The organism is Nocardiopsis lucentensis DSM 44048 (assembly GCF_000341125.1).
Taxonomy (GTDB): domain Bacteria; phylum Actinomycetota; class Actinomycetes; order Streptosporangiales; family Streptosporangiaceae; genus Nocardiopsis; species Nocardiopsis lucentensis.
The window spans coordinates 1-16,382 of the sequence record NZ_ANBC01000798.1; the positions used below are offsets into that span (position 1 = coordinate 1).

Genomic DNA, 16,382 nt, shown 5'->3' on the forward strand with positions numbered 1-16,382 from the left:
GACCTGGACAACTCCGTCATGCTGGAGGTCCTGACCCGGCGCTACTACGGCAACAAGGGCCTCACCGGCGTCCGCACCGCCGAGGTCGCGGGCTGCACGTTCGTGGTCGCCGACCGCGCCGGTTCGCGCGTGGTCTCCTCCGCGGTGGGTTTCGACGCGCTGGGAAGCGCGCTGCGCGGGCTCGCGGAGCTGGCGAACGGCGAGGACGACATCGACGCCGACATCTACCTCGCCTGGGAGAAGCAGCCGGAGGACTTCGACGCGATGGCCGCCGCGTTGCAGGACGTCCTCAGGGTGCACCCGCTGCCGGACCGGGTCCGCAGGCTGACCACGACCGTCGCCGGACGAGACGGCGCGGTGATGCACCACCACTTCACGTTCCGTCCTTCGCCGACCGGGATGACCGAGGACCGGCTGATCCGCGGCCTGCACCCGTACATCGCGCAGCGGATGCAGATGGAGCGCCTCAGCAAGTTCGACCTCACCCGCCTGCCGTCGTCGGACGAGGAGGTCTACCTCTTCCAGTGCGTGGCGCGGGAGAACCCGTCGGACGACCGCCTCGTCGCGTTCGCCCAGGTGCGCGACCTGACCGAGCTGCGTGAGCAGGACGGCAGGCTCGTCGCGCTGCCGACGGCCGAGGACACCGTCGCCGCCTGCCTCGACTCGATCCGTCGGGAGCGGTCGCGGCGCCCGTCGCGGCAGCGCTTCAACACCAACCGGATCGTGATCTACGTCTGGCCGCCGAGCGAGATCACCCGCGAGGAGCTGGAGACGATCGCCGGGCGCGTGCGGCCGACGACCGAGGGCGCCGGGCTGGAGGAGATCCTGTTCATCGCGCGCCAGCGCGACCCGGAGACCGGGGAACTGACCAAGGTCGCCATCCGCATCTCCTCCGACGCCGCCGGGGGCACCGAGCTGACCATCGGTGAGCCGTCGAACGAGCCGGTCGAGCCGGTCGACGACTACCGCCAGAAGGTGCTGCGCGCGAGCAGCCGCAACACGGTCTACCCCTACGAGCTGACCGGCCTGCTCGGTGAGTTCGTGGAGCACGACCTCGACGACGACCACGCGCTCGTGCCCGTCGACCGGCCCAGGGGGCGCAACTCCGCCGCGATCGTCGCGGGTGTGGTGACCACGCCGACCGAGCGGCACCCCGAGGGCGTCCGCCGGGTGGTCCTGCTCGGCGACCCGACGAAGTCGCTCGGCGCGCTGTCGGAGCCGGAGTGCCGCCGGGTGATCGCGGCGCTGGACCTGGCCGAGCGGATGCGGGTCCCGCTGGAGTGGTACGCGCTGTCGGCCGGTGCGCGGATCTCCATGGAGTCCGGCACGGAGAACATGGACTGGGTGGCCGCGGCGCTCAAGCGGATCGTCGAGTTCACCCAGGACGGCGGGGAGATCAACGTCGTCGTCGCGGGCATCAACGTCGGCGCCCAGCCGTACTGGAACGCCGAGGCGACGATGCTCATGCACACCAAGGGCATCCTGGTCATGACGCCGGACTCGGCGATGGTGCTCACCGGCAAGCAGTCGCTCGACTTCTCCGGAGGTGTGTCCGCCGAGGACAACTTCGGCATCGGCGGCTACGACCGGGTCATGGGTCCGAACGGGCAGGCGCAGTACTGGGCGCCGAACCTGACCGCCGCGCGGGACGTTCTGATGTCGCACTACGACCACTCCTACGTCGTACCGGGCGAGGAGCGGCCGCGGCGGACGAGGACCACCGACCCCGTCGACCGCGACGTGTCCGACTTCCCGCACACGGTGGAAGGCAGCGACTTCACCACCGTCGGCGAGATCTTCTCCTCCGCGGCCAACCCGGACCGCAAGAAGCCGTTCGACATCCGGACGGTCATGCGGGCGCTCTCCGACCAGGACCACGCGGTGCTGGAGCGCTGGGCGGGCATGGCCGACGCGGACACCGCGGTGGTGCAGGACGTGCACCTCGGAGGCATGCCGGTGTGCCTGCTCGGTATCGAGTCGCGGTCGGTCCAGCGGCGCGGTTTCCCGCGCACCGACGGTCCGGACGCCTACACCGCGGGCACGTTGTTCCCGAAGTCGTCGAAGAAGGCCGCCCGGGCGATCAACGCCGCCAGCGGCAACCGGCCGCTCGTGGTGCTGGCGAACCTGTCGGGCTTCGACGGTTCGCCGGAGTCGATGCGCGAGCTCCAGCTGGAGTACGGCGCGGAGATCGGCCGCGCGATCGTGAACTTCCGCGGGCCCATCGTGTTCTGCGTGATCTCGCGGTACCACGGAGGCGCGTTCGTGGTGTTCTCGAAGGCGCTGAATCCGAACATGACCGTGCTCGCGCTGGAGGGTTCGTTCGCCTCGGTGCTCGGCGGCGCACCCGCCGCCGCGGTGGTGTTCTCCGGTGAGGTCAACGCCCGTACCGCGGCCGACCCGAGGGTGCGGGACTTGGAGGCCCGCGTCGCGGCCGCCTCCGGCACCGACCGGGCCGCGCTGACCGCCGAACTCGACGAGCTGCGCGTGTCCGTCCGCTCGGAGAAGCTCGGCGAGGTGGCCGCGGAGTTCGACCGCGTGCACGACATCCACCGTGCGGTCGAGGTGGGTTCCGTGGACGCCGTCATCAGCGCCGCCGAGCTGCGCCCGCGCATCATCGGGGCCCTGGAGGCGCACCAGCGTTAGGCGGTGTCCGTTCCGGGCCCGCCGCCTCGCTTCGGCCCGGACGGAACCTCCCCGGGCGACCATTCCATGAACGGAGCCCGGGGTGCGGCCCCCGGCGGGCCGGTCACCGACCGCGGTGGCCGGTTCCCGCCGGGGGCCTTCCGCGCCACGGGGCCGTCCCCGGGCGGAGCGGCGCCCTCCCCTTCGCGCCGCGGTCGCGGAGGACTACGGTGGGAGCGCCCGTACCCGGGGCCCGTGGTTCCCTGCGGGCCCGGCCGCGCCGCCGACCCCCCGGGAGCACCGTGATCTGCGACCTGTCGTCCGTCGTCGGCTGGTTCCTGATCGTCTTCGCGGGGATCATCCAGCTCCTCGCGGCACGGAACGCGGACGGCCCTCCTCCCACGGTGTTCAGGGTGGGTGTGGGGCTGGCCTTCGGCACGGCGGCCGTGGCTCTGCTCGGCTCCGGGCTGGCCGAGTGGTTCGGTCGCTGCTAGAGCGCGTGGCCCGGCTTCTCGGCGCCCGTGGGGCTCAGGACCCCGCGGCCTCCCGCCGGATCCGCTCGAACTGCGCGCCCATGGCCTCGGCGAGCGCGTTGGCCGCGGACAGCGGCCGCACCATGACGGTGAGTTCCTCGATCAGGCCGTCCTCGCCGACGCGCAGGAAGTCGCAGCCCTGGACCTGGCGGCCGTTCACCGTCGCCTCGAACATGAGCGCGTGGTCGCGGCCGTCGGCCCCCTCGTACTCCCGCAGGTAGCGGAAGTCCTCGAAGACCCGCAGGACCCCGCGCAGGATCGCCGCGGTGATCGCCTTGCCCGGGTAGGGCCGAAAGACCACCGGACTGGTGAACACGACGTCCTCGGCGAGCAGCGCCTCGACCGCGGCCATGTCCCTGGCGTCGACCGCCGCGCGGAACTCACGCATGTGCCCTCCTGGGCAATTTGTTGAGTAGGTGTGTTGGACACTAGGTTGTACTCACATAGTTGTCCAGTCTTGAAATTGACTGATCAACTTGGTTAACTCGGCCTCATGGCGTTGCGTGACGCGGTGATGGCCGCACTTCTGGAGGGTGAGGCGTCCGGATACGACCTGGCCAAGGGCTTCGACGCCTCGGTGGCCAACTTCTGGATGGCCACGCCCCAGCAGCTCTACCGGGAACTGGACCGCATGGAGGCCGAGGGCCTGGTCCGGGCACGCGTCGTGCACCAGGAGAAGCGCCCGAACAAGCGCCTGTTCTCCCTCACCGACACCGGACGCCGGGCCCTGCGCGCGTTCACCGCCACGCCGCCGAAGCCGGGCGCGATGCGCGAGGACCTCCTGGTCCAGGTGCAGGCGGTGGACGCCGGCGACGTCGAGGCGGTCCGGGGCTCGGTCGCGGAGCGGATCGGGTGGGCGCGCGCGAAGATCGCCCGCTACGAACGGCTGCGTGAGCGGCTCCTGGAGGGGCGCGGCGAGGAGGAGTACCTCGTCCACGCCGAGCGGGTCGGCCCCTACCTGACCCTCATGGCGGGCCTGGCGTTCGAGCGGGAGAACGTGCGCTGGGGCGAGCGCGTCCTGGCCGTGCTCGACCGCCGCGCGGCGCGGACCGACACCGGCGCCGGGTCCGGTTCGGGTCGGGGCTGAGGCCGGTGGGATACCTGCGCTACGTCGCGGTGGGCGACAGCCAGACCGAGGGCCTCAACGACGGTGACGAGACCACCGGTTACCGAGGCTGGGCCGATCGGCTCGCCGGGACGCTCGCCGCCCACGAGCCCGAGTTCGCCTACGCCAACCTCGCCGTGCGCGGGCGGCTGGCCGGGCGGATCCGCGCTGAGCAGTTGGCTCCGGCGCTCGCCCTCGCCCCCGACCTGGTGACCGTGATGGCCGGTATGAACGACCTGGTCCGACCAGGGTACGACGCGGATACCGTGGCCGCCGACCTGGAGGCGATGCTGGCCGCGTTCACCGCCTCCGGGGCGACCACGGTGACCTTCACCTTCCCCGACATCGCCCGGATCGCCCCGTTGGCGGGGCGGCTGCGCCCGCGTGTGCTGGACCTCAACGACCGGATCCGCGCCATGGCCCGCCGCCACGGCGCGGTGCTGGTCGACACGTTCCCGTACCCGGTGACCACGGATCCCCGGCTGTGGAGCGCCGACCGCATCCACGCCACACCGTTGGGGCACGCCCGTATCGCGGCGGCGGTCGCCCACACGCTCGGCGTTCCGGGCGCGGACGCCTCCTGGTCCGATCCCCTGCCCCCACTCGCGCCCGTGCCGCCCTGGCGCCGCGCCGGAACCGAGCTGGTCTGGGCCGCCGTGTTCCTCGGCCCCTGGCTGGCACGCCGCCTGCGCGGGCGTTCGTCGGGTGACGGCCGCGCCGCGAAGCGCCCCCGGTTGGAACCGGTCCGCACGGCAGGGGCGTGAGGGGGGCTCCGGCCGTCAGGCCTCGTTCGGGCCCTCCAACACCGAGACCGTTCCCTGCGCCACGGCGCACGGGGTCTCCACTCCGTCGGCGTCCACCGTGGAAAGGTCGCAACGGCACACGACGCGGGTGCGGCCGGCCCGGACGATCCGCGCGCGGGCGCGCAGCAGGTCGCCCCGGGCGGGGCGCAGGTAGTCGATGGTGAAACCGGCGGTCACGACCTGCGCGCCGACCGCCGCGCCCGCCGCGAACGTGAGCGCGTTGTCGGCCGCGTAGCTCAGCACCCCGCCGTGCACGAATCCGTGCTGCTGGCGCAGGTCGTTTCGGATGTCCAGTTCCAGCGTCGCGCCCTCCTCGCCGAAGGCCGTCAGACGGGCTCCGAGCAGCACACTGAAGGGCTGGGCCTCCAGCACCTTCTGCGCCACCGTCAGGTCCAGACCACCGCTCACACCGCACCCCATGTCCTGTGGGTCTCGTCACCGCCGCACCGACCCTCCTGCGTGCGGGACCCGGCTGTCAAGGGCTAAGTTACTCGCGAGTTAGCCAGCCTGGCCCACCACCGGACGGACGGAGCGGCCCTGTGCCGCCACCCGAACGGCGACCCCCCGCGGAGACCGCTCCGGGAAACCGGGCCCTAGGCGGTCCGCTCGGTCTCGTTCATCCGCTCGATCGTGGGACCGGCGGCCCGGGACCACGGGATCGAGAGGAGGGCGGCGGCCGCGATCCCCAGCGCGCCGGCCACCACGATGACGGTCCCGGTGCTGACGAACTCCGCGAAGAACCCGGCGACGAGGATGCCCACGCCCTGGGCGACCTGTAGCCCGGCCGCGACCAGTCCGAAGGCCAGGGCCCGGCCCTCCTTGGGCACGCACAGGACGAACGCCGCGTTGGCGACGAACTGGTAGGAGCCGGCGACCCCCACCAGGGCGAGGGCGGTGACCATCAGCCACAGTGGCGGGTCGACCAACCACAGGAGCAGCGGCACGGAGGTGAGCACCGCCAGGGGGCCGAGCAGTCGCATCCGGGTGGGCGGTGGGATCAGCCGGGTGAGGACGAGGCCGCCGATCAGCGCACCGACCGAGGAGCCCGCCATGATGAACCCGGTCGCCGCGTCCCCCGCGCCGATCTCGGTGGCCATCGGTTTGGCGAGGCCGTACGGGATCGAGTACAGGCCGGCGAGCCAGGCGAGCAGGGCGAGGGTGCGCAGACGGGAGTCGCCGAAGACGAGCTTGGCGCCGTCCCGGGTCATCGCGAGGAAGCCCGGCCGGTCCTCCTCCCCGGAGCGGGCCGCGGGACGGGCGCGGACGCCGGCCAGCACGATGAGCGCGGACAGGACGAAGACGGCGCCGTTGGCGGCCACGGCGATGTGCGGGCCGATGACCCCGACGACGACACCGCCCGCGACGAGGCCGATCAGCATCCCGACCTGAGAGGTGAGCTGGATGATGGCCGTGCTGGCCACATAGCGCTCCCCCTGGACGATCTCGGTCATGAGCGCCGCGCGGGCGGCGGCGAACGGGATCGACGGCAGGACCGAGCAGAACAGCAGCGCCCAGATCGCCCAGACCGGCATCCCCGGGACGGCGATGAGGAGGACGACCAGGGCGCGGACCAGGTCGCACACCACCATGACCTGGCGGCGGGGGAAGAGGTCGGCGAGCCCGGACAGCAGGGGGCCGGCGATGAACGGAGGCAGGAAGGTGACCGCGAGCGTGACTCCGGTCGCGAACGCGGACCCGGTGAGCTGGTAGACGAGGATGCTGGTGGCGATGTTCAGCACGTTGGTGCCGATCATCGAGAGGGCGTGGGCAAGCCAGATGGAACGGAACTCGCCGATCCTCATGACCTCGCGGTAGCTGCTTCGCCAGGTCTCGTTCGGGGGGCTGGGGGGTTCGTGGTCCCCGTCATCAGGCGATTTGTCGAGGCTCGGATTTGACACCCGGCACTCCCTCGTTTTTACAGGGTTGAATTCACGCTGTGTCGCGTCCCGATGACCAACCGTTCCCGACGTGAGGGGCTTCACGCAAGCCGCTTTGGGGATTTCGTGTCTGATTCGTTGCTCTGGGTTAGGTTTTTTTGTGTGATCACCCATACCGCGAAGCGGTCTCGACGTATCGTTGCCGCAGTCCGGGGCAGGTGTGCGGGGCTCTGGGGCGACCTGGAATTCCAGGTCGCCCCAGAGTCACGAATTGGGTGCTTAAGGTAACGAAAAGGGTCTTAGTTCCCTTGGGTGCTCTGTGTCGGGAGCGTTCAGGCCCAGCCGAGGTCGCCGAGCCGGTCGTCGTCGATGCCGAAATGGTGGGCGACCTCGTGGACGACGGTGATGCGGACCTCCTCCACGACCTGCTCCGGGGTCTCGCAGATCGCGCAGATGTCGCGCCGGTAGATGAAGATCTGGTCCGGCAGCACCCCGAAGTAGGTGTCGCCCCGCTCGGTCAGCGGAACGCCCTCGTACAGTCCGAGCAGGCCGTCCGGCGACTCGTCCTCGACCGTGATCACCACGTTGTCCATGAGTCGCGCCAGGTGAGGGGGGATCTCGTCCAGGGCGTCCGCGACCAGTTCCTCGAATTGCGCGCGCGTCAGTTCCACCACACCAGTCATTGTGCTGCCTGGCCGCGGGGGGCCGGAAGGGAACCGGAGGAGACATAACACTCTGGACGGGAGGAAACATTGGGAACGGTCCGCGGTGGCGGCATCATGGGGGAGTGGTTTCTTGGGGAGCGATCCGCGCGTACGACTACCGGAGAGCCTTGGAACGCGTGCGAGCCGGACGCACGTGGCGTTGGGCGTGCGTCGTCGTCGCGGGGCTCATCGGCGGGTGGCTGGGGTTGGCCCTCGGAGGGCAGGTCGTCACCCCGATCGGCCCTGCCGACGTCACGTTCAGTCTGGTGCCCCAGTGGCACGGTGAGACGGTCGTCGACGTCGCCCCCTTCGGGCAGCTGGCCTTCGACACCCACCGGGCCCCGCTGCGGCTGGAGGCGACGATCTCCGACATTCGGCTGTCCGCGGCCGAGGAGATGTTCGCCGACCCCGAGTCCATCAACCGCATGGCCGCGGGTATCGGCGAGGACCTGCGCGCCGGGGTGACCGCGCTGCTGGTCCGGTGTCTGCTGGCCGCCGGGCTGGGCGCGCTGGTGACGGGGTTGGTGCTGTTCCGGAACGTGTGGCGGGCCTTGGGCAGCGTGGCCACGTCACTGGCGGTGCTCGCGGCGTCCGGGGCGGCCGCCGCGGCCACGTTCAACCCGAGCGCGATCGCCGAACCCCGGTACACGGGACTCATCGCGGGGGCGCCGCAGGTGGTGGGCAGCGCCGAGGCCGTCGTGAACAGGTTCACGCAGTACCAGGAGCAGCTCGCCGGACTCGTGGGCAACGTGTCGAGGCTCTACGAGGCGACCTCGACCCTGCCCGTGTACGAGGAGGACGAGTCGGTCATCCGTGTGCTGCACGTGTCCGACATTCACCTCAACCCGGCGTCGTGGGCCATCATCGCCACCCTCGCGGACCAGTACGGGGTCGACGTGATCGTGGACTCCGGCGACCTGACCGACCGGGGGAGCGCGGCGGAGGACGCCTTCGCGGACGAGATCGCCGACCTGGAGGTGCCCTACGTGTGGGTGCGCGGACGGCATGACTCCATGGGCACCCAGCGGGCGGTGGCGGCGCAGCCGAACGCCGTGGTGCTTGACGGGGACGTCCGGGAGGTGGCGGGCCTGACCCTCTACGGGGCGGGGGACCCGCGGTTCACCCCGGACGCGACCCGGCTCAACCCGAGCGCTCGGGAGGTCGCCGAGACGGGCGAGGAACAGGCGGCGGCGGTGGCCGACTCCGGCGACGAGGTGGATGTGGCCGTGCTGCACACGCGCACGCAGGCGGAGGCGTTCGACGGGGTGGTGCCGCTCGTCCTCACGGGGGACGAACACCAGCGGTCCACGCGCCTCGGCGCCGAGGGCACACGGTTCCTGGTGCAGGGTTCCACGGGTGGCGCCGGCCTGGGTGGTCTTGATCACGCCGCCGGTCGGCCGATCCCGTACCAGGCGTCGGTGCTGTACCTGGACGCGGAGACGGGGCGGCTTCAGGCGCGCGACGACATCGATCTCGGGGGGATCGGCTTGACGTCCGCGCAGGTCGAACGGCACATCGAACCCGATCCCGACCGGCCGGTGGGGGAGTCGGGCCGGGAGTCGGGCGCAGACGCGGACGCGTCGGTGAGTCCGTCTGAGGGGTGAGTCCCCGCAGGTGAGGGATGTCCGCGAAGGCCGGTCGAATCACTTTGGAGTTGGTGGGAATCTCCCCTATGCTTGACCTGTCACACGGGCCCCCATCGTCTAGCGGCCTAGGACGCCGCCCTTTCAAGGCGGTAGCGCGGGTTCGAATCCCGTTGGGGGTACGAAGCGGTCAGAGCACTGCCGGACATCTGGCAGAATGAATACCGCAGCGACGCGCCGGGGGTTTTTGGCCCGGCGTGACAACCGAACGAGGTCCTGTGGAGCAGTTAGGAGTGCTCGCCACCCTGTCAAGGTGGAGGCCGCGGGTTCAAATCCCGTCAGGACCGCAGACGCAGCCGAGAGATCGGCGCGCATGGCTAGGTAGCTCAGTTGGTACGAGCGTCCGCCTGAAAAGCGGAAGGTCGGCGGTTCGACCCCGCCCCTAGCCACCCATCCCGAACAGGGACGACGCCCGGAGACCACAGGTCCCGGGCGTTTTTTGACGGCGACGTGACAGCAACCGGGTCAGCCGAGCGCGTCCCCCGGCTTCCCGGGAGGGAACCACCGCTGGGAAGCGGCGGGGCGCCGGGTGCACATGGTGTCCCGGCGCCCCTCGGTCCCCGCGTCAGCAGGTGCTGTTCGCCGGCTCACCGGTGAACCGGTCGGCCATCCAGTCGTGGGCCCCGTCGTAGTCGAGGAACAGGCTCATGACGTGCGAGCCGGAGTAGGTCCTGCGCCACCGCACGTTCGCGCCGGCGGCGCAGTAGGTGTCGCGCAGTTCCTCGGCCTGGCCGATCGGGATCGCGTCGTCCAGGGCCGAGTGGTACATGAACAGCGGTACGGTCGGGGCCGTCTCCCCGGGCAGGTTCTCGGCCAGGCGCGCCTGCCACTCGGGACTGTTCAGCAGTTCGGAGGTGGTGATGCCGTCCATGCTCCTGAACATCCCGTGGGGGATGGCGTCCACGGTGCAGGAGCCGCGCAGGGTGTCCATCAGCTCCACCCCCTCCTCGGTCATCCTCTCCTCCAGCGGCAGCTCGGGGTAGGCGGAGCTGAAGCCGATCGCCGCGAGGCCCACGAGCGAGAAGTAGGAGCCGCCGTCCAGGAACCCGGCGACCTGGTTCAGGTCGGAGGGCACGGCGCCGGCGGCGACGCCGACCAGCGGTAGCTCCGGCGCGTACTCAGGGTGGAGCTGGGCCGCCCACACGGCGGACCCGCCGCCTTGGGAGAAGCCGTTGACGCCCATCGGGGAGTCGGCGGGGATTCCGGCTTCGTCGAGCCGGGTGGCGGCGCGCAGCGAGTCGAGCACGGCCGGGCCCTGGGAGCGGCCGACCATGAAGGTGTGGTCGCCCGGGGTGCCGAAGCCCTCGTAGTCGGTGACGACCAACGCGTATCCGTCGTCGACGAACCGCTCCATGAGGGAGGCCTCGTACTCCAGGCCCTGTTCCAGCCCGTTCGCCGGGGCGCACTGGTCGCCGATGCCGTGGGTGCCGATGGCGTAGGCGAGCAGGGGCCGTTCGCCCTCGCCCTTCCACGGCGCGGTCGGCACCATGACGGTGGCGGTGACCGCCATCGGCTCGCCGAGCCCGTCGGTGGACAAGTACATCACCCGCCACACGTCGGCCGGGAAGCGGCCGATGCGTAGCGCGTCGGTGAACGCGTCGGCGGGCTCGGCGCGGATGACGTCGCCGGGTTCGCCCGCGGGTAGCGGGTCGGGAGGCTGGAAGAAGTCCTCCTCGACGGCGGTGCCCTCCTCCGGCTGGTCGATCTCTCCCCAGGTGCCGAGGGCACCGGTGGCCGAGACCGGTCCGGCCTCGGCGACGGATCCCTCGTGGTTCCACAGTGCGGTGGCGGCGGTCAGTGCGGCCGCCGTGCACGCGGCGGCGGTCGCCGTGGTGAGGCGGGACCGCCGGGCGCGCGGTGTTCTGGACACGGATGTGACTCCTGGTTCCCTTGGGGGTTTCGCGCCTGGGGACGACGCCGTGCCCGGTTTCTGGACGGCACGACTTCACCGGGGCGTCCCTGTCACGGTTCGGGCGCCGTTCGCGGTGGTGCGCATCATCCTGGTGCGGATGGTCCCTTCCGCGCATCGGTGGTTCCACTGGTTGGGAAATGACTCTGTGGAGTTGAGTCATCGCCCTTAGTGGTCACGTGGGCTGTTGGGCGCGGTCGGGCCACTTCTTGGCGCTCTTGACGCCTGGGTGTCGCGAACTCTAAGTTAATGCCACTAACTTTGCTGGGGAAGGGATGCCTCCATGGATTCGGGCGGGCGTCGGCGCGGCGGTCGGGCGGCTGTCGTGTCGACCGAGCGGATCGTCCGGGCGGGCCGTGAGCTCGGGATGCGGAACCTGGGCGTGAACGCGGTCGCGGCCCGGATCGGGGTGTCGGCGACGGCGCTGTACCGGCACATCGAGGGCCGTTGGGAGCTGGAACGGCTGGTCGGAGAGAGCTTCCTGGCCGAGCTCACGCTCAGAGACGACCCGGAGGAGGACATTGAGCGGCACCTGGTGTCCTTCGGCGGGCAGCTGAGGTCGTTCCTGCTGTCCCACCCCGGGTTGGCCTCATACGTCCAGGTGCTGTTCCCGCGCGGTGAGGCGGGCGTCCGGCTGCTCCTCGACGAGGTCGCGGCCCTGGAGCGGCGCGGGTACTCAGCGGACGCGGCGGTTGTCCTGTCCGGCGCGGTCGCCTCCCTGGTGACCTGGTCGGCGGTGGCCGAGGAGCGCCAGTCGGCGGACGCGGACCCGGCCGGGTACGAGCGCGAACGGGACGCGGTCACCACGATGATCGCCGACCACGCCCGTCTCGGCCAGGCGCACTCCGGGCTCCCCGCGGTGACGCCCAAGGAGTTCTCCCGCCTGCTCCTGATCGCCCAGATCCGGGGACTGGTGTCGGTGGCGCCGCCGGGCCGCCCCGTAGGCGAGATCGTGGCGGAGCTGTCCGCGGCGGGGGACCGGTGGTGAGGGGGCGCGATTCCCGGGGAGCGGGGCGCGGGCCCGCGCGGGGTCCCGATCCGTTGGGCGGCCGCCTCCCCCGGCGGTCGCCACGTCATCGCCGAGCGCTCCGGACACGACGTGCCGATCAGCGCGCCCGGTGTCGTCACCGCGGAGATCCGCCGCACGGCGGTCCAGACCTGAGAAGAGGAAGCCGATGAACGAGCGGAACGGCGCATGGGGTCCGGTCAGGCGGACGTTCGGGTGCCTGGCGCTGTTACTGGTGCTCGTCGTCCTCCCGGTCGGCTGTGTCGTCCGGTGGTGGAACAACCCCATCCACGAGTTCGCCCGGGAGATGGACGACTACGGGACCCTGTGCGGGGGCCGCGAGATCCCCGGGGCCGCCGAGTACACCCCCGGCCCGGGGCCGCACCCCATCGTCGTGTTCGGCGGGGAGCGCCACTCCGACGCCGGCCGGACCGACCTGCACTTCTACGAGGACGAGGCCGGGGAGCCGTTCCGCTCGGACGACCCCGGGCAGATCCAGCTCGTCGCGTGCACCGAGGACATCGACGTGGGTGAGCGGGTCGGCGGCTGCGACTTCGATTCGGAGTCCGTCCCGCTGCACAGGGCGACCGTGGAGGTCCAGGTGTACGAGGCGCGGACCGGTGAGAAGGTCGGCGACCCCGTCGAACTGGTCGGCGAGGACGACTCCTGCCCGGTCGCGGTGGTCTACCAGGGGTCGCTGGGCCGTCTGTACACCGTCCCGACGAAGGAGCAGTACGCGTCCGCGCTCGCGGGTGTCGTCAACGGCTGACACCGGTCCCGTGACCGTCGTGTCGGCGCGTACGGCCACCGCCCGGGATCCTGTGGCCGTACGCGCACCGCGGCCACCGCTCACCGCCTGTCATAGGTCAAGGCGACCACGCCGTTCTCCAGGGGGCGGGTGCCTCTGAGCGTGAAGTGGGTCGGCGAGAAGCCGGCTCGGAACAGCGGGACGCCGGTGCCCAACACGACCGGGTAGAGCTTGACGACGAGCGAGTCGATCTCCGGGAGCAGGGTGCCCGCCAGGCGCCCCCCTCCCGCCAGGTAGATGTCACCTCCCGCTCCGGACTCCTCGGCCTTCAGCTCCCGGATCCGTTCCACCACGTCCGCGGCGATGACCTCCACCGCGGGGTCCTCGCTCCGCCCGAGGCTCTCCGACACCACGTACTGCCGCAGGTGGGTGTACGGGCTGGTGATCCCGACCTTCAGGGCGGCCTCGTAGGTCGCCCGGCCTTGGACGACGACGGCGAAGTTCGGGTTCGGGACGTCCACGCCCAGCTGCGCGCGGACGTGGGTCGGCAGGGTGTCCGGGTACTCCTCGACGATGAGGTCGACCACGTCCTGGGTCACCGGAAAGTCGTCGACCCGGTCTGCGGGGCCCGCGATGTAGCCGTCCACGGACATTCCGACGTAGTAGACGAGCTTGCGCATACACGACCTCTTTTCACTCTGTACGTAGTACTTCATGTGGAGTGGCTTGAATGTAGTACTACGCTTGAAGTGATGTCAATCCGGACGGAGAAGGACACCCATGCGCAAGAACCCCGAACGCCGGGCCGCCCTGCTCGACGCCGCCATCGAGGTGCTCGCCCGCGAGGGCGCACGCGGCCTGACCTTCCGCGCCGTGGATCAGGAGGCGGGCGTCCCGGTCGGCACCGCCTCCAACTACTTCGACAACCGTGACGACCTGTTCACCCAGGTCGGCCACCGCTTCTACGAGCGGCTGGGGGCCNGTCGCCCTCGCCCAGGAGGGGCCGCGCGACCGCGCCCGGGTCGCCCAGCTCATGCACGACGTCGTGGGGCGCGTCAGCGACTTCCGCTCCGGCTTCCTCGCCCAGATCGAACTGCGACTGGAGGCCGCGCGCCGCCCGGAGCTGCGCCGTCTGCTCACCGAGCGGGTCCGCGCGGACCTCGACGCCAACATCGACTTCCACACCCGCGCCGGCTTCCCCGGAGGCGAGACGTCCGTCACCCTCCTCTACCTGGCGCTGAACTGGCTCATCCTGGAGCGGCTGACCCTGCCCGACGTCATCTCCGAGGAACGTGCCCGCGCGCTGGTGGACGCGGCGGTCGAGCGCGTCGTCCCCGGGTCCGACGGCTCCGCCTGACGGGGGCGGCGCCCCCAGCCGGCCGCCGCCGGGCTCCTCTCCCGCTACCAACGGTGACCCCGCCCCCACCTGCGGGGACATGCTCGCGGACCCGGGGGCGCAGTCAAGGTGGGTCAAGGGTTTTGTTAGCCTTGCCTAACCAGCTCTCGCCATGCCGTCGACGGCCGGCGGAGGTTCGGCCACGCCCATGTTGAGGAGCCCTTTCGCATGCCCGCAGTACGCCTGCCCAGACCCGCACGGTACGCCGCCGCGGGGCTCGCCCTCACCGCGTTCCTGACCGCCTGCTCCGGCGGCGACACCGAGGACGCCGCCACGGGCGGTGACGGCGGCGGTGACGGAGCCTTCCCCGTCACCATCGACAGCGCCCTCGGCGAGACGGTCATCCCCGAGCAGCCCGAACGCGTCGTCACCTGGGGCTGGTCCGCCCAGGACGTCGTCCTCGCCCTCGACGTCATGCCGGTCGCCATGCCCCGCAACGACTACGGGGGCGACGAGAACGGGATCTTCCCCTGGGACGCCGAGCGGATCGCCGAGCTCGGCGGCGAGGCCCCCACCATCCTCACCGGAGCGCACGCCGACGCCCCGCCCCTGGAGGAGATCGTCGAGGCCCGCCCCGACGTGATCCTCGCCCCCAACTCCGGGATCACCCAGGAGGACTTCGACCGCCTCTCCGAGATCGCCCCCACCGTCGCCTACCCCGACCAGCCCTGGGCCACCACGTGGCAGGAGCAGGTCGACATCGTGGGTCGGGCGCTCGGTATGGAGGAGGAGGCCGACGACCTGCTGGCGCAGACTCAGGAGCAGGTCGGCGCGCTCGCCGCCGAGCACCCCGTCCTGGAGGGCACCACCTTCTTCTACGCCGCCGCGAACGAGGCGGACGTGCTCAACGTCTACCGGGAGTACGACCCCCGCGTCGAGATGCTCACGGACCTCGGCATGGAGCCCGGCGCCAGTGTGACCGAGCTGGACGCGGACCCCGACGACTCGTTCTTCTTCCAGGTCTCCTACGAGAACCTCCAGGAGATCGAGACCGACGTCCTGGTCATGTACTTCGCGGACGAGGCCGCACTGGAGGAGTTCACCTCCGACCCGCTCGTCGCCGCGATGCCGGCCGTCCGGGAGGGCCGCTTCGCCCCCATCGTCGGTGAGGACTTCGTGATGGCCAGCAGCGCCCCGACCGTCCTGTCCATCCCGTGGATGCTCGACCGGTACGTGCCGGAGCTCGCCGCCGCGGCCGAGAACGTCGAGTAGCGCGGACACCGGCATGACCACCACGACCGGGGGCGGCGCGGGAGCCGCCCCCGCCGTTCGACCACGCGGGCGGTTCCGCGCCCCGCTGGGCTTCGTCCTGCTGGGCGCGGGGCTCGCGGTCGCCGCGGCGTGCAGCCTCGCGGTGGGGGCCAACCCCCTGCCGCTCCACGTCGTCGCCGACGCCCTGCTCGACACCGACCTGTCCGACCCGGAACACCTGATCGTCGTCGACCGCCGGGTGCCGCGCACCCTCGTCGGACTCGCGGCGGGCGCCGCCCTGGGCATGGCGGGTGCCGTCATGCAGGGACTGACCCGTAACCCCCTCGCCGACCCCGGACTGCTCGGGATCAACGCGGGGGCCTCGCTGTGCGTGGTGGCGGCGATCAGCCTCCTCGGCGTGACCTCGCCGGGCGGGTACGTCTGGTTCGCCTTCGCGGGCGCCGCCCTGGCGGCGACGGTCGTGTACGGGGTGTCGAGCCTGGGCCGCGAGGGGGCCACCCCGGTCAAGCTCGCCCTGGCGGGGGCGGCCGTCACGGCGGCGTTGACCTCGATCGTCACGGCCGTCCTCCTCGTCGACCAGTCCACCCTGGACCAGATGCGGTTCTGGCAGGTGGGCGCACTGGCCTCGCGCGACCTGTCCGTGTTCCTGCGCACCGCGCCGTTCGTCATGGCGGGGGCGACCGTCGCCCTGGGCCTGGGCCGGGCCCTCAACGGTCTCGCTCTCGGGGAGGACGTGGCGCGCGGTCTGGGACAGAACCTCGCCCGGACCCGGGGCCTGGCCGCCGTCGCGATCATCGCGCTGTGCGGCGCCGCCACGGCGGGCG

At 71.4% G+C, this 16,382-nt stretch carries 15 protein-coding genes, 3 tRNA genes and 1 pseudogene (1 of these 19 running past the window's edge); 13 read left to right on the plus strand and 6 right to left on the minus strand.

From position 1 onward, the window contains the following. Both D471_RS0127875 and D471_RS0127880 read left to right on the plus strand, forming a co-directional pair. A partial coding sequence (locus tag D471_RS0127875; RefSeq protein ID WP_017601667.1) for a carboxyl transferase domain-containing protein occupies nucleotides 1-2,643 on the plus strand: 2,643 nt, incomplete at its 5' end. Between the two features lie 281 nt (nucleotides 2,644-2,924). Beyond that, nucleotides 2,925-3,116 (plus strand): hypothetical protein, encoded by a 192-nt coding sequence (locus tag D471_RS0127880; RefSeq protein ID WP_017601668.1) that lies wholly within the window; start codon nucleotides 2,925-2,927, stop codon nucleotides 3,114-3,116. Nucleotides 3,117-3,150: 34 nt separating this feature from the next. Here the strand turns inward: D471_RS0127880 and D471_RS0127885 are convergent, their stop codons facing one another. Then, nucleotides 3,151-3,543, minus strand: a complete 393-nt coding sequence (locus tag D471_RS0127885; RefSeq protein WP_017601669.1) for a nuclear transport factor 2 family protein — start codon at nucleotides 3,541-3,543, stop codon at nucleotides 3,151-3,153. 105 nt (nucleotides 3,544-3,648) lie between these two features. Between D471_RS0127885 and D471_RS0127890 the strand changes: the two genes are divergently transcribed. Continuing rightward, nucleotides 3,649-4,242: a PadR family transcriptional regulator gene (locus D471_RS0127890; protein ID WP_017601670.1), complete on the plus strand. Its 594-nt coding sequence runs from the start codon at nucleotides 3,649-3,651 to the stop codon at nucleotides 4,240-4,242. Nucleotides 4,243-4,247: 5 nt separating this feature from the next. Next, nucleotides 4,248-5,024 (plus strand): SGNH/GDSL hydrolase family protein, encoded by a 777-nt coding sequence (locus D471_RS0127895; protein ID WP_017601671.1) that lies wholly within the window; start codon nucleotides 4,248-4,250, stop codon nucleotides 5,022-5,024. 15 nt (nucleotides 5,025-5,039) lie between these two features. Here the strand turns inward: D471_RS0127895 and D471_RS0127900 are convergent, their stop codons facing one another. The 3 genes from D471_RS0127900 to D471_RS0127910 all read right to left on the minus strand — a co-directional run bounded on the left by D471_RS0127900 (nucleotide 5,040) and on the right by D471_RS0127910 (nucleotide 7,623). Further along, complete coding sequence (locus D471_RS0127900; protein WP_017601672.1) at nucleotides 5,040-5,483, minus strand: PaaI family thioesterase; 444 nt, start codon at nucleotides 5,481-5,483, stop codon at nucleotides 5,040-5,042. Between the two features lie 173 nt (nucleotides 5,484-5,656). Next, complete coding sequence (locus D471_RS0127905) at nucleotides 5,657-6,961, minus strand: MFS transporter (protein ID WP_026128141.1); 1,305 nt, start codon at nucleotides 6,959-6,961, stop codon at nucleotides 5,657-5,659. Between the two features lie 311 nt (nucleotides 6,962-7,272). Beyond that, the gene (locus tag D471_RS0127910) at nucleotides 7,273-7,623 is read right to left on the minus strand and encodes a metallopeptidase family protein (RefSeq protein WP_026128142.1); all 351 of its coding nucleotides are present in this window, start codon (nucleotides 7,621-7,623) and stop codon (nucleotides 7,273-7,275) included. Between the two features lie 104 nt (nucleotides 7,624-7,727). On the opposite strand from D471_RS0127910, the gene D471_RS0127915 reads away from it, so the two are divergent. The 4 genes from D471_RS0127915 (at nucleotide 7,728) to D471_RS0127930 (ending at nucleotide 9,676) form a co-directional block, all read left to right on the plus strand. After that, the gene (locus tag D471_RS0127915; protein WP_040691638.1) at nucleotides 7,728-9,248 is read left to right on the plus strand and encodes a metallophosphoesterase family protein; all 1,521 of its coding nucleotides are present in this window, start codon (nucleotides 7,728-7,730) and stop codon (nucleotides 9,246-9,248) included. Nucleotides 9,249-9,336: 88 nt separating this feature from the next. Beyond that, a tRNA-Glu gene (locus D471_RS0127920) sits at nucleotides 9,337-9,409 on the plus strand. Nucleotides 9,410-9,499: 90 nt separating this feature from the next. After that, nucleotides 9,500-9,574: transfer RNA gene (locus tag D471_RS0127925), tRNA-Asp, on the plus strand. Between the two features lie 28 nt (nucleotides 9,575-9,602). Then, nucleotides 9,603-9,676, plus strand: a tRNA-Phe gene (locus tag D471_RS0127930). A 176-nt stretch (nucleotides 9,677-9,852) separates the two neighbouring features. Here the strand turns inward: D471_RS0127930 and D471_RS0127935 are convergent. Next, on the minus strand, nucleotides 9,853-11,157 hold the full coding sequence (locus tag D471_RS0127935; RefSeq protein ID WP_017601676.1) for a lipase family protein: 1,305 nt from the start codon (nucleotides 11,155-11,157) through the stop codon (nucleotides 9,853-9,855). A gap of 364 nt (nucleotides 11,158-11,521) precedes the next feature. Here D471_RS0127935 and D471_RS0127940 point away from each other — a divergent pair, with 364 nt between their 5' ends. Both D471_RS0127940 and D471_RS37925 read left to right on the plus strand, forming a co-directional pair. Continuing rightward, nucleotides 11,522-12,184, plus strand: a complete 663-nt coding sequence (locus D471_RS0127940) for a TetR/AcrR family transcriptional regulator (protein WP_017601677.1) — start codon at nucleotides 11,522-11,524, stop codon at nucleotides 12,182-12,184. A gap of 187 nt (nucleotides 12,185-12,371) precedes the next feature. Beyond that, nucleotides 12,372-12,971, plus strand: coding sequence for a hypothetical protein (locus tag D471_RS37925; protein WP_017601678.1), 600 nt, complete (start codon nucleotides 12,372-12,374; stop codon nucleotides 12,969-12,971). An 80-nt stretch (nucleotides 12,972-13,051) separates the two neighbouring features. Here D471_RS37925 and D471_RS0127950 read toward each other — a convergent pair whose 3' ends face one another. After that, nucleotides 13,052-13,630, minus strand: a complete 579-nt coding sequence (locus D471_RS0127950) for a dihydrofolate reductase family protein (RefSeq protein ID WP_017601679.1) — start codon at nucleotides 13,628-13,630, stop codon at nucleotides 13,052-13,054. A gap of 100 nt (nucleotides 13,631-13,730) precedes the next feature. On the opposite strand from D471_RS0127950, the pseudogene D471_RS36625 reads away from it, so the two are divergent. The 3 genes and pseudogenes from D471_RS36625 to D471_RS36630 all read left to right on the plus strand — a co-directional run. After that, nucleotides 13,731-14,307 (plus strand): annotated as a pseudogene (locus D471_RS36625) (TetR/AcrR family transcriptional regulator). 207 nt (nucleotides 14,308-14,514) lie between these two features. Next, a complete protein-coding gene (locus D471_RS0127960) occupies nucleotides 14,515-15,558 on the plus strand; it encodes an iron-siderophore ABC transporter substrate-binding protein (RefSeq protein ID WP_017601681.1) in 1,044 nt (347 codons plus the stop codon). A 13-nt stretch (nucleotides 15,559-15,571) separates the two neighbouring features. After that, nucleotides 15,572-16,382, plus strand: partial view of an iron chelate uptake ABC transporter family permease subunit gene (locus tag D471_RS36630; protein ID WP_017601682.1) — the 5' portion only. It continues 32 nt past the right edge of the window; the window shows 811 of its 843 coding nt (coding positions 1-811); the start codon lies at nucleotides 15,572-15,574; its stop codon lies off the right edge, out of view.